Raw genomic sequence first — 22,480 nt, 5'->3', positions numbered from 1 at the left:
TTTTAGCATACCCTGTCAGCTCTAACAAGAAATTAAAAAAATTAGTTGAGAATTCCTTCTTCACGCATACTCAAGTAACATGTCGAACCTACAACCAGATGATCCAATAACTTGATCCCCATTATTTCACCGCATTTTTTTAATCGTTCAGTCAGTTCAATATCATTTCGAGAAGGTACCGGGTCTCCGCTCGGATGATTATGTGCTACAAGTAAACGTGCAGCACAATAACGCAATGCCAAACTAAAAATTTCACGCGGATGAACTGTAGCAGCGTCCAATGTCCCAGTAAAAACACTTCTGGATTCCAAAATTTGATTTTTAGTGTCTAACAAAATTACAACCAACTTTTCCTGTTGAGCAGTACCCAATTCTGCGACCATTTGTTTGCCTATTTCTTGACTGGTATAGACACGCCCTAAAACCATTTTGGGACGACGCATGAGCCTGAACGCAAGTTCACAAAAAATTTTCTTCCACTTAATCAGCTCCGGTTTCCCCCAGAGAAATAGAAGTTCCTGATCCGTTAAATAATTTAATTGGCGCAAGTCAGAGTACTGTGTGAAAAAAAGGGCTGTTTTTTTACCAGCCTCTTCCTTGTTAAAAAAGTTATTTAAAAATAAAAATATAAGTTCTTGATCGCTTAAATTTTTCGCTGTATATCGTTCAATACGTTCAAAAAGACCCTTTGGTTCAAATCTATTCGTCAACAAAATTGAAACCCCCTTTAAATATAACATACGTGTTTTAAAGGAGATTCTTCTTAGCCTTGAATAAATGACTTGACTTCATTAAGATCAGAAAGCACTGCAAGTGTCTGCGAACTAGCCTCTGGAGTTGCTGGAATCAAATCAGGGATCATAATTGAAGGTATTTTAGCATTAAGAGCCGCACGAATTCCGTTAAAAGAATCTTCCAAAACAAGTGCTTTTCGTTTAGCTGGGGCTCCTGCTAAGGTCCAAGCACGTTCAAAAATATCAGGAGACGGCTTTGAATGCTGGACATCATCAGCTGACACAATGTATTCAAATTGCTGATTAATCTTTGCTTCTTGCAGGAAAAAATCAATTGCAACCCGATCATTACTAGAAGCTAATGCCCTTCTAACGCCATTTTGGGCAAGAAATGCGCTTAATTCCAAGAAACCTTTTTTAAGCGGTAATCCTTTTTCTTTGATTACATCAAAAACCAGATCATGGCTCAAATGGATAAAGTTTTCAACTAAACTACGGCTGCCATAGTCAAGTGTCATGGCATCAAGCATTTTTTTAGTACCGGTGCCTATGTATTGCCGATAATATTCAAGTGAATAATTCATCTTTAATTGGTCTGCTGCACGCTTGTTAGCTGCATAATAAATCTTTTCCGAATCGACCACTAAACCATCCATATCAAAAATAACCAAGTCTAAGTTCATTATTATTCTCCTTTATTTTTTGGCATTTATTACTTGAAAAAGCGGCGTACTTCCGAAATAAAGTAAAGTGAACCTGTGATCAGCAGTACATCCTCTTCGGACATCTTATGCACGGTTTCAACCATTGCATGTCCCCAATTCTTTTCATATTCAATTTTTTGATTCAAGCCTGTTAATTTTTGAGCATCTGCAACCTTTCGCGGACCCGCAAAGGTAGTTGCTATTACTGTCGTGTTGGCCATTGCAGCTAGTTTATTCAACATTTCAAGCGGTTGTTTATCTGCTAAAATTGCAATAATGATATAAACATGCTGCTCTTTAAAATTTTGTTTCAACGAAATGACCAGTTCATCAACAGCTGCTTCGTTATGAGCTCCATCAAGAATAACCAGAGGTTCCCTATTAACCGGCTCAAATCTTCCCGGCCAAGCAGTACCTCCAAGAGCAATTCTAATATCCGAAGCTTTTACCACGATATTGTTGGCAAGCATCCAAATCAAGTAAGCTGTCAAAGCAACCGCCGCATTTTTTACCTGAAAACGTCCTGCAAGGCTGGTGCGCAAGTCGATAAAGTGGTGTGATAGACCGGTATATGAAAAATTTTCTCCCCAACCTTTTTTTTTCAGTGTCTGTATTTGGTAATCTTCTTCCAAAACGTAAAGCGGCGCTTTTTCTGCTGCGGCTTTTTTACGAATAACTGCTAAAGCACTTTCCGGTACATCTCCCACAATTACCGGACGCCCCTCTTTAATGATACCCGCTTTATGCTGGGCAATAGAAGCGATTGTAGAACCTAATAGATTCATATGATCATAAGCAACAGTAGTGATCACTGACATTAAAGGGTCAATCACATTAGTTGAATCATATGTACCGCCTATCCCAACTTCAATTAATGCAATATCAAGATTAGCTCCTGCAAAGTAAACAAACATCATCGCAGTCAGAATTTCAAATTCTGTAGGCCCACCTTCTTCATCAGCCAACTCAGTATCAAGGTTCAAAACAACAGGTCCGACACGATTTACTAAGTCCACTATTTCTTCATCGGAAATCATTTTCCCGTTAATTTCAATTCTTTCATTGAACTTTACTATAAAAGGTGAGGTATAGGTGCCAACTTTCAATCCTTGTCTTTGAAACAGTTCCCGTAAAAAAGCAACCGTTGATCCCTTGCCATTGGTTCCCGTAATGTGAATCATTGGAAATTTTTTTTCCGGGTCGCCTAAAGCTTTGACTAACAGTCTCATTCTCTTCAATGTCGGACTTTTCTTAAACTTTGTCCTTCCATGGATAAATGAAAGAGCTTCATCATAATCTTTTACCAACATTTTTGTCCAACCTTCCTATCACACTTGTTATTTTACTATAAAAACGCTTTTAGAACAAAAAGACTGTAATTTTTTTAAAAATAGTCATAAGAGTGTTTACCCCCAAAGTATCTTTCTTAAATTCAGAGTAAATAATTAAATTTGCCGACTGCGTTTAAAAAATTCTAAAACAGCGAAAGGGACAAGACAAAAAATTACTTTGTCTCATCCCTTTTAATGTCGCAGCGGGCTTTATCCATCCAGTTAGGGTTTGAAATTTAAAACTTTACTTATTTTTTATCTGCTTTATGCGTTCATTTGTAGAAGCTGACTTTGCCTTGTAGTCAACAAGCTTTTGTCTTTCTTTTTCAACAACCTCAGTAGGAGCATTAGCAACAAAGCGCTCATTTGAAAGTTTCTTTTCTGCACGGGCAACTTCACTATTTAACTTGGCTGCCTCTTTTTGCAACCTTATAATTTCCTCATCTAAGTCCACTAAGTCAGCTAATGGCAAGAACACTTCGGCACCCGTAATAACTGAAGTAATCGCCAGATGCGGAGCAGCTACATCTGACCCGATTTCTAATTTTTTTGAATGGCAGAACCGTTCGATATAATCAGTGTTAGTTTCAAATATTTTCTTAGTTTCATCATTCTTTGTTTTAATAAAAATATCGATTGCACTAGACATTGGAGCATTTGCCTCAACACGGCTATTACGCACTGCCTTGATTAATTCTATTAAATTCTCCATTTGCTTTTCTGCAGTACTATTTTCATACTTGGAATCAGCAACCGGGTATTTGGCTGTAACGAGTGAAGTTCCTTCATGCGGCATTTCTAACCAAATTTTTTCCGTTACAAACGGCATAATAGGATGTAAAAGCCGCAAAGTCTGGTCCAAAACGTAGCATAAAATATTTTGTGTATTAGCTTTGACAGCTTCATCATCACCATTTAAATCTTCTTTAGCCATCTCGATATACCAATCGCAAAAATCATTCCAAATAAAGTTATAAAGTGCACGCCCAGCTTCGCCAAATTCAAAGTTTTCAAAAAGCCGTGTAACATCAGCAACTGTTTGGTTCAATCTACTGATAATCCATTTATCAGACAATTGCCACTGTTTCCCTTCCGGCAGCTGTGCCTTTGTACTTTCAGAAAGGTTCATGATAACAAAGCGACTTGCATTCCAGATTTTGTTAATAAAGTTCCAAGCTGCATCCATTTTAGTGTAACTAAAGCGCACGTCTTGTCCTGGAGTTGATCCAGTAGACAAAAACCAGCGCAGCGCATCAGCACCGTACTTGCCAATAACATCCATTGGATCAATCCCATTGCCCAAGGACTTACTCATCTTTCGACCTTGCTCATCACGAATCAGGCCATGAATTAAAACGTGTTCAAAGGGACGCTTCTTTGTAAACTCGAGGCTTTGAAAAATCATTCGCGAAACCCAAAAGAAAATAATATCATAACCAGTAACAAGTGTATTGGTTGGAAAATAACGTTTGAAATCAGGAGCGTCTTCGTTTGGCCAGCCCATTGTTGAAAATGGCCATAAAGCACTGGAAAACCATGTATCGAGCACATCTGTATCCTGTTCCCAGTTTTCAATATCCGCTGGTGCTTTTTCACCGACATAGATTTCCCCCGTTTTTTTGTGATACCAAGCTGGAATCTGATGCCCCCACCATAGTTGACGTGAAATTACCCAATCATGAACGTTATCCATCCACTGAGTAAAAGTATTTTCAAAACGCTCAGGAACAAAATTTACCTTTTGAGCTGTTTTTTGATTTTTAAGAGCTGTTTGAGCCAAAGGTTTCATTTTTACGAACCACTGTGTTGAAAGACGTGCTTCGACCTGGACACCCGTTCTTTCTGAATGGCCCACACTGTGAACAATCGGTTCAATGCGTAACATCCAGCCTTCATCTTCAAGATCCTTGACAATCGCCTTACGAGCTTCAAAACGATCCAAGCCTTCATATTTACCAGCATTTTCATTCATTGTTGCATCTTCGTTCATCGTATTGATTTGTTCAAGATGATGACGGTTGCCTACCCCAAAGTCATTCGGGTCGTGAGCCGGTGTAATCTTAACCATCCCTGTTCCAAACTCAGGATCAACATATTCATCAGCAATAATTGGAATGTGGCGTCCCTGCAGTGGTAATACTAATGTTTTCCCAATCAGTTCTTTGTAACGTTTATCACTAGGATGAACCGCAACTGCAACATCTCCCATCATCGTCTCAGGACGGGTTGTTGCAATTTCGATATAGTTTTTACCATTAAAGATTGTATCATCAGCAAAAGGATATTTAACATGATAGAAAGCACCCTTTATATCTTTATGGATAACTTCAATATCTGACAATGCAGTTCGTGCCTTAGGATCCCAATTAATGATATACTTTCCACGATAAATCAAACCTTTTTTATAGAGCGCTACAAAGACCTTACGTACTGCTTTCGAAAGTCCCTCATCAAGGGTAAAGCGCTCACGGCTGTAATCTAAGGATAATCCCAACTTTTTCCATTGCTGATGAATGATATCAGCATATTCGCCTTTCCAATCCCAAACGGTTTTAATAAACTTCTCTCTGCCAAGGTCATACCGTGAAATTCCTTTTTCAGCTAAACGTGCTTCCACTTTTGCCTGAGTAGCAATTCCGGCATGATCCATCCCTGGCAGCCAAAGCGTATCAAAACCTTGCATCCTCTTTTGACGAATAAGCATATCTTGCAATGTGGTATCCCATGCATGTCCAAGATGCAGTTTCCCGGTTACGTTTGGTGGTGGAATAACAATTGAGTAAGGCTTGGCGTCCTGATTTGCACTTGGTTTGAAAACATCTTGTTCTAGCCACTTTTCATAGCGGCCTGCTTCAACTTGCTGCGGATCATATTTTGTTGACATTGAAGTTTCTCTTGTCATTTTCTTCATCCTCTCTGACTTTTGCTAAAAACAAAAAAGCCGTCCTAAAATATAGGACGACTGTGCCGTGGTACCACCTAAGTTGGGTTTTTACCCCGCTCTTTCCTCGTTAACGAACAGGTTTCGGCCCAGCTTACTATTATTTCAGCCGGACAGCTCACAAGCTACTTCTCATACCAAAAATCATGAGATATCACAGCAAAACTATCTCTTCTCTGATAATTTTCGGACAGATCACTCTTGTTCAAAGCTTATGCAAATATAATAACTTTCATCAACAGTAACGTCAAGCACTACTAAAGCAATTCTGCAAAACTATTACTATTTTCAGCTAAAAATTTTTCACCGCTTCTAATTTCAGTAACTTTAATGCCAGCAATTGCTCTTTTAATCAGGTTATCAACATCAAGACGCGATTCATAAAGACGGGCACGTTCCAAACGCGGTTTAGTCTTAGGAGAAGGCGGTGCAAAAATAGTACAACAGTCCTCAAAAGGCATAACTGATAATTCAAATGTTCCAATCTTTTGTGCAATATCAATAATTTCATTCTTATCCAATGAAACTACTGGGCGCAACACCGGCAAAGATGTTACGTCATTAATCGCTACCATACTTTCTAAGGTCTGTGAAGCAACTTGACCTAAGGATTCTCCATTAAAAATTGCAAGGTCCTCTCTTTTATGAGCCAGCAAATCTGCAATTCTTAACATAAATCTGCGCTGGACAGTCATTAAATAACCAGCGGGAACATCGCTTTTGACAGTTTCTTGGATCTCAGTAAACGGTACCTCAATAAATTTAATTTTTCCTGTAAAAGGAGCAAGCTTTGCAGTTAGCTCCTTAGCTTTGTTAAGTGCCTGTTCACTTGTATAAGGTGGGCTGAAGAAGTGGATCATTTCAATTGCTACGCCCCGTTTCATTGCAAGATAACCTGCAACAGGAGAGTCGATCCCGCCTGACATCATCAGCACCCCCTTGCCGGCAGTTCCGACAGGAAGTCCGCCAGCTCCATCTATAGTGCGATTTGAAAGAAATATTCCATTTTTACGAACCTCTACCCGCAAGGTTAAATCCGGAGATTTCATTTTAACTTTAATCCCGGGAATCTGGCGTAAAACATATCCACCCAGCAAATCATTCATTTCATTTGTATCAAGTTTGAAGTCATGGTCGGAACGCCGGGTATTTATCTTAAAAGTCATTCCTTCTTGGTACTGTTCTTTAATCATCTTAACTGCAGTTTCTTTAACATCTTCGACATTTTGTTCCACTCTCACAGAAGGCGAAAAGTTTTGAATTCCGAAGACCAGCTGCAATCTTTCCATAACAGCATTACCGTCTTCACTATGCAGTTGAATATGCATTCTGTCGCGGTTAGCTTTCACCACTAATTCAGGAAAATCATGTAATGTTTCACGTACATTAAAACCAAGACGATCAATAAAAGCGCGTCTGTTCTTTCCTTTTGTAGACAGTTCGCCATAACGAACCATTATTTCAGTATACCGCACGTTATTATTCCTTTCTCTTATAAAAAACTATGAATTTATTTTTGTAAACCGCTGATAAAGTTCATCAAATACTCTAACAAAACTCTGTGCTTCTTCTAACGTATTATGTTCATCCAAACTGACACGAATTGCGGAAGTTGCAATCTTTTCCGGTATCTTCATTGCGTTTAACGTCCCGGAAACTAAATGTTTTTTAGAAGAACAAGCACTTGTTGTTGAGAGATAAATCTGATGTTCTTCAAAAGCATGCACAATTGTTTCACCTCTAACCCCATTAATAGTAAAACATAGAATATGAGGGGCAAACGTCTTATCTAGTTGTGAAAACATCGTTACTTTCGGGTAGTTGAACACATGTTCATAAATGAATTTTTTTATCTCCGCTTGACGTTTAACTTTTGCCGCTTCATCAGTCAGTAAAAGTCTTAAAGCTTTTGCCATGCCAGCAATTGCCGGAAGATTTTCTGTACCGCTGCGCATATTTTTTTCCTGACCACCGCCACTCATTAATGGTGCCAGTTTACGTCCTCTTTTTTTATACATAAAGCCAATTCCGCGCGGAGCATGAAATTTATGTCCAGAAAAAGTTACAAAATCAACCCGTTCATCCATTATTAGTTTTTGAATTCCCTTACCGATCGCCTGAACCGCATCAACATGGAAATGCACCTTTGGATGATCTTTTAGTACCTGTGCAATTTGTTGAAGCGGTTGTATTGCGCCAACCTCATTGTTGACAGCCATGACAGAAACTAAAATAGTATCCGGCCGTAAAGCATTCTTAACATCGGTTGCGGAAACATGTCCATATTCATCGACAGGAAGATAAGTAACTTCAAATCCTAGTTTTTCAAGCTGTGCCATAGAATTTAAAACAGCAGGATGCTCAATGCTGGAGGTAATAATGTGTTTACCATAAACACGCTTTTCAATTGCTGTCCCCTTGACTACCCAATTGTCTCCCTCTGTACCGCCACTCGTAAAATAAATTTCATCCGGTGCAACTCCCATTAAATTTGCAATTTGTAAACGAGATTGTTCCAATAGCCCAAAAGCATTTTCGCCCAATGCATGCAAAGAAGATGGATTACCCCAAATCTTTTCACTGACTTTTGAATAAGTGTTTAAAACTTCCGGTGCGACCTTTGTTGTTGCACTATTATCAAAATAAATCATTGCTATCCTTCCTAATATTACCCAGTATTATACCTTTAGTACGCTAAAAATATATTTAGTCATTTTCTTATAATATAAGCTTCTAAAAACAAAGTCAAATTCTTATCCAAACATTTATATATTTCATAAAAAGAAATGTACTAATAGTCGTTAGACTTTTAGCATTAACTGCGAATTACGAACATAGTCAGAATTTAACTATGAGTAATTCGTGGTTAAACGAAAAAACTGACCATTGAAACACTTTAATATAGAAATTACAGGAGAGTACAAAAAAGCTGAGTCAAAACATAAGTTTTAACCCAGTCCTATAGTCTTAATATGATAATGCTGTACCAACAAATTTCGGTCTTCTGTGATATTTCCCATTATTTTACTAATTAGATTACTCTTTGGCATGCCGAGTACGATAATATTCATCTTCAATTTTCTTATATGCTCCCGGCTCTACCTTATCTACTGCAGTTGCAATCTTTTCAAGACTGGCAGCATAGTCGAAACTTTGATTAAATAATGAATATGCTTCATTTGCGGCTTGAGAAATTTCAGGATACCGGGCCCGGTAACGATTAGCATACTGTAATAGTCGTTCACTCAAAGAGGAACTATCAACAATATCACTGGTCTTCTCACTAAGTACATCTAAATCAGACTGTACATCCAGTAAAGACTTAGTAATTTCTTCCATATTGATCTTGGATTTTTCAAGATTAGCAGCCAAAGCATCGATCTCATCGCTAACAGCATAGAAGTAATCCAAATATTCTTTTTTCAGCCCAGGAAGATTGAGCTTTTCAACTTCTCTTTTCAAACGATGAATCTCAAGATCAAATTCCTTAACTGCGTTTCTTGCTTCTTTTTCTTCACTCCAAAGATCCTGAATGCTATTTCCAATTTCAATTTGTTTTTTTTCAATCTCCCACAGCAGCTTTTTTTGTTCTTTTTGCTTCTGAAAAGCTTCAGAAAAAACAACCGACTTTTCTTCTACTTGCTTTTGAAAATCTGCAAAATCTGTTTCAATTATCTTCAGCCTTTCATCAAGCTTTTTCCCTTCGCCCAATTCATTGTGGTTAAAAGTATAGTTTTGGTTCAATCTGTCTAATTCAATAAGCAGTTCACGCTGATTACGACGTGCGTGTTTGATAAATTGTGCCAATGTAGACTGCAATTTTTCAACCTGTGGCCTTGCTTTTAGTTCTTTTTCCAGTTCATCATAAAGCTGATTAATTCCTGTTTCAATTTTTTTGTTGCACTCGTGTGCTTCTTCAACTTTAAGTTCTTTGAGGTTAATAATATTTTCCGCAATCAGGTTCTTCAATTCTAAGATTTTTTTAGCAAGATCTGTTTTAAATCCATAGCTTTGTTTCTTCATCTGTTTGCTGCCTGCGGTAATTTCTTCGAGTTGAACTGGAAAAACATTCTTTAGATTTCTATACAGCGATGGAATCGCTTGTAACATTTTTTCTAATGAAGATGTTTCTTTGGTCACAGTACTCAATATCCTAGAGGACTTAATATAGTCTCCATCCAGTGCTGTCTTAGTGTATGTATCGAAAGTCTTTTCAATGCTTGCCAATTTTTCTTCCAACTGATCAATACTGCTGCCATAAGAAAAGTTTTTTGCTAGAAGAGTCTTACGCAAATTCTGATATTTTTTTTCAAGTTCTTTAATCTTTTTTTGATGCTCAGAATCGTTCTTTTTTAATGTGCTTAGTTCCTCTTTTACATGATTTTCAAGTTTTTGCGCTGCCGTTATTTTTATATCAATGAGTTTTAATTCGCGGTTAACATCAAAAAAACGATAATGATCGTTACTATTGTTTAATTCATCTAAACGCTCAGAAATTTCCGGTAAATCATGATTGACCATATAAAGATAATCTTGTTTTGTTTCCTCAAAGCGGGAAAGTGTTTCACCCGCTAACCTTTTTTTCTTTGCATCCATTAATTGCTCACGTACTTCAGAAACCGCAAGCTGGTCAATTACTGCTTTTTTCAAACCTATTTCATTAGCATATTTGCGTTGAAAATAAAAAAATGAAAAGTAGGCTACAACTGCAACTATTACGATTGCACTCAAAACTAGCATCATTCAGTCCACACTCCTAATTATTCACCAAAATTCGTTTAACATTAGTTTTTGGTGGGAACACTCATTTCTTTGGGCTTGCTTTACCTTTTTCTTAAGCCTAAAATCTATTTAATTATAGCATAATATTAAGCACGTATACACTAGATAACTATATATAGAAGGAGTTTTCAAATGAAAGAAGATCTGCTCAACCGTCAATTAGAAACCCTGTTGGCAAATGAAACAAACTTAATTGCTAATTTGGCCAATGCATCAGCACTTCTTTACCATTCTTTACCTGAAATCAACTGGGCTGGATTCTACCTATACGACGAAGGAAAGGATGAACTTGTATTAGGACCCTTCCAAGGCAACGTTGCATGCGTAAGAATCCAAATGGGGAAAGGTGTTTGCGGAAACTCTTTTTTAGAGCAAAAAACACTACTAATCAAAGATGTTTCTACTTTTAAGGGACACATCGCGTGTGACGCAGCGAGCCGCTCAGAAATAGTAATTCCTCTTTCCAAAAAAGGTTCACGAATAGGTGTCTTAGATATTGATTCTCCTAAAACCGCTCGCTTTAAGGAAGAAGACAGGTGCCGCTTGGAACGCTTTGCAGAAATTTTGCTAAAAAGCTGCTGAACAGTTAAATTTTTTACAACCAAAAACCTTGACTTAGACTATTGGTTTGGCTATACTAAATTTTGTGTAAAATAATGCAGCAGTCTGCGGTAAGCTCGTCAACAGTTTATTGCCCACAATCTGGTTCAATTAGTACCTCTTCGGCTGCAAGAGTGAACATTGTAAAATAAACTGCACGAATACTAAGCAGATAATCGCTTATTTTACTCCAAAAAAAATATTGGAGGAACTCAATTTATGTCTCGATACACAGGTCCAAGTTGGAAAGTTTCCCGCCGTTTGGGAATCTCTTTAAGTGGTACAGGAAAAGAACTGGCTCGTCGCCCTTATGCTCCTGGTGATCATGGTCAAAATAATCGTCGTAAGTTATCTGAATATGGCTTACAATTACGTGAAAAGCAAAAGTTACGTATGATTTATGGTTTGTCAGAAAGACAATTCTCTAATTTGTTTGTACGGGCTGGTAAGATTCGTGAAGGCCGTCATGGTGATAACTTCATGATCTTGCTCGAACGTCGTTTAGATAATGTTGTTTATCGTCTAGGCTTAGCTACGACACGTCGTCAAGCACGTCAGTTAGTAAATCATGGTCATATCACGGTAAATGGCAAGCGTGTTGATATTCCTTCATACGAAGTAGAAATCGGCGAAGTTGTTTCATTGCGTGAAAAGTCAAAGAACCTGCAAATCGTCAAGGATGCTCTCGAAGCAATCGTAGGTCGTCCACAATTTGTAACTTTTGATGAAAATAAGCTTGAAGGTTCACTTGTTCGTTTTCCAGAACGTGATGAACTTGAAGGCGAAGTTGATGAAGCTTTGATTGTTGAATATTATAACAAACTCTAATAACTAGGTTATTTGACTCAGCAGTATTGATTTCACTGAGTCCAAAGGTCCTCATTCATTTAAATGAATGAGGACCTTTTTAATTTTATAAACCTATTTCTTTAATAATGCAGTTAATAACTTTGTTGCTACGTCCATGTCGCCATTCATAAGAGTATGCTCGTGAATTGTTAGATTGGGGTATTCATGTGCATTCAAAAAAATAAATTGTTTTGTTTTTTTAGCTTCTTCTAACGGTTGATATAAGTTTGAAATTATAACATCTAAAGCCCCATTTTGCATTTTAAGAACTTGTGCGAGCCTTTTTATTTCTCGCACATAAGAACTTTGCATCTCTGAAATGCACTCTAAGTACTCGGTTCCGCTTCCAACTTCAGTGTCAAAGCGTAGGAAAAGTTGTTTCCCGCGCGCCAAAACAGTTGTCATTGTTCTGCCTTGAACACTAATATTACGTTTCTGCAATTCTTCAAAAGGAAAACTTCTTTGCAAAGATGCAAATTTTTTCTTTTTTCGAGTTACTAATTCTGCAATTGTGCTATGCCCATCACCAACAATATTTTGTGCACAGCGTTCAAGAATACTAATAGGTTCCCCTCTTGCAATAAGTATACGATAAGATGTACCATTCAAATACTGTTCAATCACGCATTTTTGTTTTACCTTCAAAAATCCACGCACAGCTTGATAGAAATCCTTTTTGGTTGATGTGTTTCTAAAGGAGACGACACCAAAATTCTGCTCGCCTTTTAAGATTATTGAAGCGTCTTTAAATAATTTATGGGCTGCCCTAATTTGAGATGTGTTCTTAACTATCCCCCAAACAGATGGCACTCCAAAACCATTTGCTTGTACTAAATCCTTGCAAAGAAGACGGTTATGCCAAATTTTTGCGTATAAACTACTTGTTCGCATATCTTCTATTCCATTCAGAACCAATGTCTTTCCGACTTTTAAAAGCTGTTTATCTGCAGAAACGACTTCAAATTTTACTCCATTTTTAAAAGCAGCTTTAAGAAGAAAATACGAATCAGCATCCAACAGCTGCTGTTTCTCTTCTCCTACTATAAAATTTTCCTGTCCTTGAATAAAAAAGTTTTGCGGCTGCTTTCCGCTTCTCAAAATTTGAGCAGCTGGAGTTTTCAAGGGATCATCAATAATTTTTTTGAACTTTTCTATCCCAGATAAAAGTTCAAACAAGTTGTTATCTTGTACAAAATACAATAAATCTGCCATAAATTTTTTTGCCCGTTTATAACAACAGCTTTGTGCAAAAGGGTTTTCATCAGCAACTTCTGCGTCCAATTTTCGTGAATCATGCAGATACTCGACCATATTTTCGGTTGCAATTCCTGGAATACTCATAAAATAGGCAGTCATAACGCTCAATAAATCTAACAATTCTTCTTTAAAACCTATTTTTTCAAACGGACTGAGTTCAATCCTATTTATTTTAAAATATGCAACATTTTCTTTTTTTAATAACTGATCTTTATTTTCGTCTCTTACAACAAATACCCCTTCTTGTGCTGAATCATCACATATTACAGACTTAAAATAGGCGGCACTTGTTTTATAATTAATCTTTTTCAAACAGTTGAAGTTCTTGCTGTTTTCACTATGAATTGTACTTCTTTGCGGACTTTCAGATTGACTTGATGCCTCTGAAAAAGGAACAGCGCTGGTTAAATATGTCAAAAACCACTGATGAGCTGCAAACTGCTGTAATACCTTAAGATACAATTGGTTACGAAAAGTGAGATAATCTATCTTTGTTTTCTTGAATTTCTTTTCATACAAAGTAACAAAAAGTCTTTCAGGAAGCCGCCAGTAAAGTGCCGTACCGCTTTGGTCCCCTTTTTGAGAAATGGTCTGTACTTTATTTTCTGTTTCTAGTGAAGATTGGAGTAAAGATAACAAAAGCTTACATTCAATAAGAACCTTTTCTTTACTTAGACTTGGATGAGTTTTTAGAGTAACTGAAGATTCTTGAGCAGAGAATGCAAAATAGCTGCTGTTTTCAACAGTTATTTTGCGTGCCTTTTGGTTTTCCTCTGAAACATCAACTTTTCTTATCTGTTCAATCTTCCAGCGTAGTGCACTAAAAGCATTCATCAGTCCCTCCGTAATGATCTCATTACCGATTTCATCATATTGCATTTTACATTCACCTTTTCAAATTTATCTTAGTGTCTATTATAACAAAATATGCTGCTATTTTTTAGAAATGATATACTATATTTAGAAAGGAAGATAAACTATGAGACAGCCATTGGCTTATCGAATGCGGCCTCAAAAAATTGATGATTTAGTGGGTCAGCAGCACCTTATTGGTCCTGGAAAAATTATTCGCCGCATGGTCGATGCAAAGCTATTATCCTCAATGATTCTTTATGGACCACCTGGAACTGGAAAAACAAGTATTGCAAGTGCTATCGCAGGATCTACAAAATATTCTTTCAGAATGCTGAATGCCGCGACTGATACAAAAAAGCAGCTTGAAATTGTAGTTGAAGAGGCGAAAATGAGCGGTACAGTTGTTTTGCTACTGGATGAAATTCATCGTCTCACCAAACCAAAGCAAGACTTCCTACTTCCCCACCTTGAAAATGGCAGAATAATTTTAATAGGTGCTACGACTGAAAACCCGTATATCGCAATCAGCCCTGCTATTCGCAGCCGTACACAAATCTTTGAAGTCAAACCTCTCTCCGAAAAAGATATCGCTGTTGCGCTAAAAAGAGCTCTAACTGATTCGGAAAACGGCCTGGGTAAAATGAATATTTCTCTTTCAACAGATGCCAAGCTTCATCTTTGCCGCGCAACTAATGGTGATTTACGCAGCGCTCTGAATGCCCTTGAACTAGCCGCTAAATCAACTGTTCCAGATACAAACGGATCAATAGAAATAACACTTGCAGTTGTAGAAGAATGTTTACAGCACAAAGCGCTGGTTCAGGATAAAAATGGTGATGCACATTACGATGTTATTTCCGCTTTTCAAAAGTCAATTCGTGGTTCTGACGCAGACGCTGCCCTTCACTATTTAGCACGTTTGCTGGCATCTGGAGACCTTATCAGTGTAATCCGTAGATTGCTTACAATTGCCTATGAAGATATTGGTCTAGCAAATCCGCAAGCGGCAGCACGAACAGTTTCAGCCGTAACTGCTGCAGAAAAAATCGGATTACCTGAGGCTCGAATACCCTTAGCAACTGCAGTAATTGAGTTATGCCTGGCGCCAAAATCAAATTCAGCAATTGCTGCTATTGATTCTGCACTTTCAGATATTAATAAGGGTGGTTATGGAGAAGTTCCTGCGCATTTAAAAGATGCCCATTATAGTGGAGCAAAAAAATTACACCGTGGAACAACATATCTTTATCCGCATGATTATCCCCATGATTGGACTGCACAGCAATATTTACCAGACCCTTTAAAGGGGAAAAGCTACTACAAACCTAAGAGCAATGGAAAATACGAACAAGTTTTGAAAGTTCAATATGAACGGCTTAAAAAAGCACAAGCTGGGCATCCCTTAAACTGAATGTAATTGCTTTCAAATTGCTAATGATAATTGAGTATGCTAGAATAAAGATGGATCTGGGATGTACGCGTTATCTCATAATGTAAGGTTGACCGAACACCTATATATTTAGGTTTCTAGAGCGGCTGGTAGATGACATGCCCATTTTGGGAAGTTTGAAATCAGTCTAAAGGAAACCACCTGCTAGCCAGCGGGTTCAACTACAGAGATGATTAACGGCATCAGACGGATTAGCAAGTTTAAAGCTTGCTTGAAAAGGGCTGAGTTAAAAGTTAACTTTTGACTCAGTCTTTTTGTTTTAATTTGTAATATGCGCATTAACGCATTGCAATAATCAGTCTTTTTCGCTTAACCATGAATTACTCATAGCCAAATTCAGACTATGTTCGTAATTCACGGTTAATGCTCAAAACCTAACGACATTGGCATACTCCCCTTTTTATAAAATACTGTCTCTTCAATTGGGTAAATTACAACAAACCTTTTTTATAAATAAATAATTTTTTGAGACACTGTACTTTGTTTTTTATTTAACTTAACGTACAATAAGGGTGAGAAAATAAAGGGGTGATTCATATGTTACAACAATACAAGAATATTTTGGTTCCTGTTGATGGTTCAAAAGAAGCTGAACTTGCTTTTAAAAAAGCTGTCTCTGTTGCACAACGAAATGGTGAAAAAACCAAGGTTCATCTGCTGCATGTTGTTGATACCAGAGCTTTCCAGAACATCTCAAGTTTTGATACAACAATGGTTGAACAAGTTGCCGACAATGCCAAAGAAATTATGGAAAAATATGTTAGCCAAGCGAAAGATGCTGGATTGACAAACATTGATTATGCCATTGAGTATGGTGCGCCTAAACCTGTAATTGCAAAAGATATCCCTGATGAACAAAAAACTGATTTAATAGTACTTGGTGCAACCGGACTTAATGCAGTTGAACGATTACTGATAGGATCTGTTACAGAATACGTTACTAGAACAGCAACGTGTGATGTTTTAGTTGTACGGACTGACATTGAAAATAAGCCGGTTACTGCTAAAGATAAAAATAAGTAGTCAAAAAGATACTTGCTTTTATATGTAAAAGGGACTAGGTCAAAGGTTAACTTTTGACCCAGTCCCTCTTTTTAATCTATAATTTGCTGTTAATGCTCAAAGTCTAACGACTATTAACACAATTCCTTTTGCCAAAATTTGACATTAGCAACACTATTTAAATAAATTACTTTATACTTAGGTATTTAAAATAAGCAAATGTATGAAAAGATACTTGTTGCATTATTTTAACTCCTCTTTTATTACTTAAAAGAACAAGTTTCAATATGGTCGTTTACCACGCCCGTTGCCTGCAAAAAAGAATAAATAATAGTCGGGCCCACAAAATTGAAACCCATCTTTTTAAGATCAAGCGCAATCTTAGCAGATAAGGGGGTCTTCGCAGGTACCTGCTCACTAAATTGCCAATTGTTATTAATTGGACGGCCTTCAGTGAAATGCCACAGATATTTTGAAAAGATAAATCCGTTTTTTTGTAATTGTAATAAAACTCTTGCATTATTAGTAATTGCAAGAATTTTACGTCGATTTCTAATAATTTGTGAATTCTGCATGAGTGTTTCTATCTTTGCATCTGTAAATAGTGCAACTTTAGCAATTTCAAAATTATCAAAGGCCCTTTTGATTGCTTGCCGTCTTTTTAAGATCAGCTCCCATTTTAAACCAGCCTGCATTATTTCTAAACTGAGCAGTTCAAAAATATCTCTTTCATCTTTATGTACTTTACCCCATTCATTATCATGATAAGCAATCAAAAGACTACTTTCAGAAGTCGCCCACGAGCATCTCATAACATTAACATCTCCCCTTTATACTAGCTGACGACTATACATACGCAATTAATTGAAAAACTCGAAGATCCTTTTCCGAACAATTCGGATGAATCCTCGAGTTTTTTAAATTAACATAATTAATCAGGCAGTTTTTCCTTGCCTAATTCAACAAAATCATAGTGTAGTTTAGCATTATCATTAAATTCTTCAATAGCTAATTGAATCAGTCTATCAAGTAGCTTACTATAACCAATTCCAGTAACTTCCCATAACTGCGGATACAAAGAAATATTAGTAAAACCTGGTAAAGTATTCACTTCACCGAAATAAGGGACATTATTTTTATCAACAAGAAAATCCATTCTTGCCAAACCACGATTATCTAAAACCCTAAAAGCATCCAGTGACATCTGGGCAATTTCAGCAGCAAGTTCTTTAGGAAGATTTACAGGCAGTTGAAATTCCACGCCAGAAGCATCTACAAATTTATTGTTATAATCGTAGAAAATATCACTTTCCGGAATCTTAATTGCTCCAAGCTTTGATGCTTTAATCTTGCGATTTCCTAAAACTGAACATTCAACCTCACGAGGGTGTTCAATCGATTCTTCTACCAATAACTTGAAATCATAGTGGAATCCATCTTGAACTGCCTTATCAAATTCTTCCTTATTTTCAACTTTATAAATACCAACCGAAGAGCCCTGCCTTGCCGGTTTTACAAAAAGTGTCTTACCGAGTTTATCACTGCATTTTTCATAAGTATACTCATCCCTATTTTCAGGAGTTACTACTACATATTTAGTATTACGAATACCATGGTAGGAAAGCAGCTGTTTTGTCAGATCCTTATCAAAAGAAATACCAGAAGAAGCAACCCCGCTACCTACCCACGGTTTATTCAGCAGTCGAAAAAGGCCTTGCACAGTCCCATCCTCACCCATGTTCCCATGGATAACAGGGAAAAAGATATCAATATTTTTAACTTCTGAAATATTTTGAATATTAGCCAGAGGGTTAGTAAAATCAACATGCGGCAATACGTCTGCTACCACTTTATCTTCGTCTTCGCCATCAAAAATTCTTTTCGAAGCTTGGTTGCCTAATAAATACCCTTTCTTAGTAAACATAAATACGGAAACATCATATTTATCTTTATCCAGTCCATCATAGATATTATGTGCGGAACGTTTTGAAACATCATGTTCAGATGAATTTCCTCCAAAAAATAACGCAATGTGCAATTTTTTCTTGTTCATGAATATAACTCATTCCTATTCGCTAATCTTATTATACGGTTTATTCTATTATACGATAACTTTTATCTTAAGCCAGTAAAAAGCAAATCTTACTGCTCTAAAAGATAATACCACGAGTCACCTGTTTTTGTCAGTTAATTGTGTCCATAACTTTTTATCGCATTTTATCATTCATATTTACATAATCTTTTCTTTATAACGGCTATTAACATGTTAAAATTAACTTAGTAATTAAAAACTGAGGTGAGTTATTTGGCGGAAAAATTGTATGGTATCATTTACATGACTTCAAGACAAGTTAACCTTTCAATAATTGTTTTACGTTCACTTAGAGTAATTGAAGGTGCTACTTCTAATTTTTTTGATAATCGCAGTTATGAATATAAACACAACATAGAAACAATCGCTACAGCATTAAACGGTTTTTTAAGATTACTGAAGGGATATGGTGTTAAGAATTATAAATTCTGGGCTAACCAGCAGTCTTTGGATGCAATCAGCGCCCGCTACTTAGGAGAACAGATTTATATTCGAACATCCTTGAGAGTACGCTGGTTAAATACCAGCCAGTTAACTTACTATAAAGCTACAGCAATTATTACACACTTAGAAAATTTTAAAAAAATTAGTGCTACATCTACTTTTTTATTGAGCCTAGGCTCCGAACGAGTTTCTTTTTCACATTTCAGCAAACAAAAATTTGCGTCAACTTGGAATATTGATTTAGGTACTGCACAAGTCCATGAAGTTTCTGCAGCACTAAAACCAGAAACCAGCAATCCCGTCGAAGTACTTGACGATTATATTGGAAGCAAGCTGGAACATTTGCGCCACGTCTTTTCCGGTAATAAAGAACCTTCCAGTTTAATTATCCAAGATGCAGCGGCCATTAACAGTAAATACATTCCCGCTGGAAAAAGTTATTTCACAATGGACAGTGTCAACTTTGACACTGTCTATCAAAAACTGATAAATTCATCTGATCAATTCATAATGGATTACTTTAATGTAGATGAAAATGAGGTTGTACGGATTGTACCTTATTTTTTGTTGATCCATAAAATCATAAAACTCACCAATGTTGAGAAGATTATTCTTACAAATATTACTGTTTCAGATGGATTAGCACTTGAACGTGCCCGTAAAGTCGGCATCAATAAACAGCATTTGGAAAAGATAATCATTACTGCGGCCGAAAATATTGCAGGTCGTTACTTGACTAGTAAGTCACATCGGGAAAACGTTTCAAAAATTGCTCTTCATCTTTTTGACCAGCTTAAAAAAATACACCATTTGGGAAAAAGAGAACGTCTTTTACTGCAGATTGCCTGTATTGTTGATGATATCGGCAACTATATCAATCAGCAGGGGCATTATCGCCACTCTGCCTATATTCTTGAAGCTAACAAACTAATTGGCCTTTCAAACGAGGAAAACCAGATTATCGCAGAAGTTTCCCGCTATCACAGCAGCGAATCACCTAAATCACAACAGCCTCATTTTCAAAAACTCGATCCTGAAGTTCAGATGAAAGTTGCCAAACTAGCTGCACTTTTGCGTTTAGCAGACGCACTCGATGATTCACGTGAAGAAAAGATCAACAAAATTTCTGTTTCACTTCGTGGTACAGAAATGATTATTTTTGCTTATTCTAATCAAAATCTTGCTTTGGAAAATTGGTCTTTTCATAATAAGTCAGATCTTTTTGAAAAGGTTTTTGGTATAAAACCAGTCTTGAAACAACGGAGGCAAGTAAAATGATAGATAAATTCAATAAACATAGTTATTTTAAAAACCGCGAATTAAGTTGGCTCGATTTTAACGGCAGAGTCTTAGAAGAGGCTCGTGATCCAGAAAATCCTCTTCTCGAAAGAGTAAACTTCTTAGGAATAACTCAAAGCAACGTTGACGAGTTTTTTATGGTACGAGTAGCTTCTCTTAATAAGATGTATTCTGTTAATATTCAAACAACGGACGCATCTGGAATGACTCCTAAAGCACAAATCGATGCTATCAACGTAAAGGAACAAAAAATGGTAGAAAAAAGGTACACTACCTATAATCGTTCTTTACTGCCACAACTTGAAAAAAACAACATCAAAATTATTAAAGCTGCAGATGCTACTGAAGGACAATATAAATTTATCAGACGTTACTTTAACGATGAGCTTTATCCGGTTCTTACTCCATTAGCTGATGATTCTTCCCGTCCATTCCCATTTATCAGCAATAACTCGATTAATATTGCAGTCAGAATTCATGAAAACAGCAACCAAAAAAATAAGCGTTTTGCAACCGTGCGTATCCCAGATGTTTTTTCTCGTTTGGTCCGTTTGCCTCATGAAGAAAATACTTTCATTCTTATCGAAGATATTATCAAAGAATTTATCGGCAGTCTTTTTACTGGTTATAAAGTCAGTGAAGCTGCCGCTTACCGTGTTATTCGTGATATGGATTTAGACGTTGCAGAAGAAGATACTTCTGACTTACTGCGGGAAGTCCAAAAACAATTGAAAAAGCGCGAACATGGCGGAGTGATGCGGCTTGAAATTGAAAATACAATGGGGAACCGCCTTAGTAAGAGACTCATTGAAACACTGGGTGTTGAAGACAAGGCGATTTATCGAATAAATGGACCAATCGACCTAACCTTTCTTAAAAAACTATCAGGCCTTGTTGAGGGCCATAAAGAACTTCGCTATAGTTCCTTCACTCCCTTCGTAGATCCTAAGCTGACATCTGGGAAAAATATTTTCAGTGCTCTACGAAAACGGGATTTCTTTTTGCACCATCCTTATGATTCTTTCTCAACAGTAGTTCGTTTTATTGAACAAGCAGCGACAGATCCAAATGTTTTAGCAATCAAAATGACACTCTACCGTGTATCTGGAAATTCTCCAATCATTAAATATCTTGGTATGGCTGCCCAACATGGAAAACAAGTTACCGTACTAGTGGAAGTCAAAGCACGTTTTGACGAAGAAAATAACGTACGCTGGGCTAAACAGCTGGAAAAAATGGGCTGTCACGTAATTTATGGACTGGTTGGTTTAAAGACTCATTGTAAGATTGCTCTTGTAATCAGACATGATGAAGATGGAATTAGACGTTACTTGCACCTTGGAACTGGCAACTACAATGATGTTACTGCTAATTTCTATACCGATATGGGTATATTAACCGCAAATAGCGATATCGGTGTAGACGCCTCTAATCTTTTCAATATGCTGTCTGGGTATTCCAAACCGCCTTATTTCCATAAACTTCATATTTCACCACACAAAATTCGCGAGTTTATCGTAAAAAAGGTTGATGATGAAATCAAAGTTGCTCAAACTGGTCAAAAAGCATTAATCAGGATGAAGATGAATTCACTTTCTGATCAAAAAATTATTGAAAAACTTTATGAAGCATCAGCTGCAGGTGTAAAGATCGAATTGATCATTCGTGGAATCTGCTGTTTAAAGAACAACATTCCGGGCATCAGTGATAACATTGAGGTCCATTCAATTATTGGCCGTTTCTTAGAACACAGCCGTATCTATTATTTCTATAATGAAGGTAAAGAAGATGTTTATCTTTCAAGTGCTGACATGATGACAAGAAACCTCGATCGTCGTGTCGAACTTTTGTTTCCAGCACTTCAAGAAGATTTGCAACGCAAAATCATTTCAATTTTCATGACAATGTGGGAGGATAATGTTAAAGCACGAGTTCTTAGTAATGACAGTTTTGTTAAAATTGATAGACGTGGACTTTCAAGGCTGAATTCTCAAGAATACTTTATAAAGGAAGCTCAAAAAAAGAATAAATTATTGTTAGAAAGACAGCAAGAGGAAAAAAATGATGCTGCTGCATTTACCCCAATGACACATCATGAAGACCCTGTACAGTTGCCTGACAATAAGAGAGAGGAATAAAA

General features: G+C 36.9%; 16 protein-coding genes, 1 other RNA gene and 1 other annotated feature. Of the genes, 7 read left to right on the top strand and 10 right to left on the bottom strand.

Annotation, left to right across the window (positions count from 1 at the left end):
* Window positions 1-41 precede the first annotated feature (41 nt).
* From radC to ezrA, 7 genes are all read right to left on the bottom strand, one after another.
* Window positions 42-713, bottom strand: coding sequence for a RadC family protein (gene radC / locus FD46_RS05590; RefSeq protein ID WP_057896182.1), 672 nt, complete (start codon window positions 711-713; stop codon window positions 42-44).
* Between the two features lie 50 nt (window positions 714-763).
* Window positions 764-1,417 carry an HAD family hydrolase gene (locus tag FD46_RS05585; RefSeq protein WP_057896181.1) on the bottom strand — a complete coding sequence of 218 codons (654 nt, stop codon included), beginning with the start codon at window positions 1,415-1,417 and terminating at the stop codon, window positions 764-766.
* A 29-nt stretch (window positions 1,418-1,446) separates the two neighbouring features.
* Entirely contained in the window at window positions 1,447-2,748 is a 1,302-nt protein-coding gene (locus FD46_RS05580) for a bifunctional folylpolyglutamate synthase/dihydrofolate synthase (protein ID WP_057896180.1), read from the bottom strand.
* Between the two features lie 265 nt (window positions 2,749-3,013).
* Window positions 3,014-5,671, bottom strand: coding sequence for a valine--tRNA ligase (locus FD46_RS05575; RefSeq protein WP_057896179.1), 2,658 nt, complete (start codon window positions 5,669-5,671; stop codon window positions 3,014-3,016).
* Window positions 5,672-5,720: 49 nt separating this feature from the next.
* Window positions 5,721-5,928: a binding site (T-box leader), on the bottom strand.
* A gap of 39 nt (window positions 5,929-5,967) precedes the next feature.
* Entirely contained in the window at window positions 5,968-7,185 is a 1,218-nt protein-coding gene (thiI, locus tag FD46_RS05570) for a tRNA uracil 4-sulfurtransferase ThiI (RefSeq protein ID WP_057896178.1), read from the bottom strand.
* 27 nt (window positions 7,186-7,212) lie between these two features.
* A complete protein-coding gene (locus FD46_RS05565) occupies window positions 7,213-8,361 on the bottom strand; it encodes a cysteine desulfurase family protein (RefSeq protein WP_057896177.1) in 1,149 nt (382 codons plus the stop codon).
* A gap of 385 nt (window positions 8,362-8,746) precedes the next feature.
* Entirely contained in the window at window positions 8,747-10,453 is a 1,707-nt protein-coding gene (ezrA, locus tag FD46_RS05560; protein ID WP_057896176.1) for a septation ring formation regulator EzrA, read from the bottom strand.
* A gap of 171 nt (window positions 10,454-10,624) precedes the next feature.
* Between ezrA and FD46_RS05555 the strand changes: the two genes are divergently transcribed.
* Window positions 10,625-11,074 carry a GAF domain-containing protein gene (locus tag FD46_RS05555; protein ID WP_057896175.1) on the top strand — a complete coding sequence of 150 codons (450 nt, stop codon included), beginning with the start codon at window positions 10,625-10,627 and terminating at the stop codon, window positions 11,072-11,074.
* Between the two features lie 237 nt (window positions 11,075-11,311).
* Complete coding sequence (gene rpsD / locus FD46_RS05550; protein ID WP_057896174.1) at window positions 11,312-11,920, top strand: 30S ribosomal protein S4; 609 nt, start codon at window positions 11,312-11,314, stop codon at window positions 11,918-11,920.
* Between the two features lie 93 nt (window positions 11,921-12,013).
* Here rpsD and FD46_RS05545 read toward each other — a convergent pair whose 3' ends face one another.
* Window positions 12,014-14,077 (bottom strand): hypothetical protein, encoded by a 2,064-nt coding sequence (locus tag FD46_RS05545; protein ID WP_057896173.1) that lies wholly within the window; start codon window positions 14,075-14,077, stop codon window positions 12,014-12,016.
* Between the two features lie 100 nt (window positions 14,078-14,177).
* Here FD46_RS05545 and FD46_RS05540 point away from each other — a divergent pair, with 100 nt between their 5' ends.
* The 3 genes from FD46_RS05540 to FD46_RS05535 all read left to right on the top strand — a co-directional run bounded on the left by FD46_RS05540 (window position 14,178) and on the right by FD46_RS05535 (window position 16,526).
* Window positions 14,178-15,464 carry a replication-associated recombination protein A gene (locus FD46_RS05540; RefSeq protein ID WP_057896172.1) on the top strand — a complete coding sequence of 429 codons (1,287 nt, stop codon included), beginning with the start codon at window positions 14,178-14,180 and terminating at the stop codon, window positions 15,462-15,464.
* Between the two features lie 50 nt (window positions 15,465-15,514).
* Window positions 15,515-15,700: non-coding RNA, 6S RNA (gene ssrS / locus FD46_RS10230), on the top strand.
* A 340-nt stretch (window positions 15,701-16,040) separates the two neighbouring features.
* A complete protein-coding gene (locus FD46_RS05535; RefSeq protein ID WP_057896171.1) occupies window positions 16,041-16,526 on the top strand; it encodes a universal stress protein in 486 nt (161 codons plus the stop codon).
* A 242-nt stretch (window positions 16,527-16,768) separates the two neighbouring features.
* Here the strand turns inward: FD46_RS05535 and FD46_RS05530 are convergent, their stop codons facing one another.
* Both FD46_RS05530 and FD46_RS05525 read right to left on the bottom strand, forming a co-directional pair.
* Window positions 16,769-17,317 (bottom strand): DNA-3-methyladenine glycosylase I, encoded by a 549-nt coding sequence (locus tag FD46_RS05530; protein ID WP_057896170.1) that lies wholly within the window; start codon window positions 17,315-17,317, stop codon window positions 16,769-16,771.
* A 119-nt stretch (window positions 17,318-17,436) separates the two neighbouring features.
* Window positions 17,437-18,558, bottom strand: a complete 1,122-nt coding sequence (locus FD46_RS05525; protein ID WP_057896169.1) for a D-alanine--D-alanine ligase family protein — start codon at window positions 18,556-18,558, stop codon at window positions 17,437-17,439.
* Window positions 18,559-18,801: 243 nt separating this feature from the next.
* On the opposite strand from FD46_RS05525, the gene FD46_RS05520 reads away from it, so the two are divergent.
* Window positions 18,802-20,319 (top strand): exopolyphosphatase, encoded by a 1,518-nt coding sequence (locus FD46_RS05520; protein ID WP_420805344.1) that lies wholly within the window; start codon window positions 18,802-18,804, stop codon window positions 20,317-20,319.
* Window positions 20,316-22,478 carry an RNA degradosome polyphosphate kinase gene (locus FD46_RS05515; RefSeq protein ID WP_057896167.1) on the top strand — a complete coding sequence of 721 codons (2,163 nt, stop codon included), beginning with the start codon at window positions 20,316-20,318 and terminating at the stop codon, window positions 22,476-22,478. Before FD46_RS05520 ends, FD46_RS05515 begins: the two co-directional genes overlap by 4 nt.
* The last annotated feature ends 2 nt before the right edge of the window (window positions 22,479-22,480 follow it).

It is taken from the genome of Liquorilactobacillus oeni DSM 19972 (assembly GCF_001436275.1).
Lineage (GTDB): Bacteria > Bacillota > Bacilli > Lactobacillales > Lactobacillaceae > Liquorilactobacillus > Liquorilactobacillus oeni.
The sequence above is the reverse complement of the archived record's forward strand: the minus strand, read 5'-3'. Positions and strand labels throughout refer to the sequence as shown.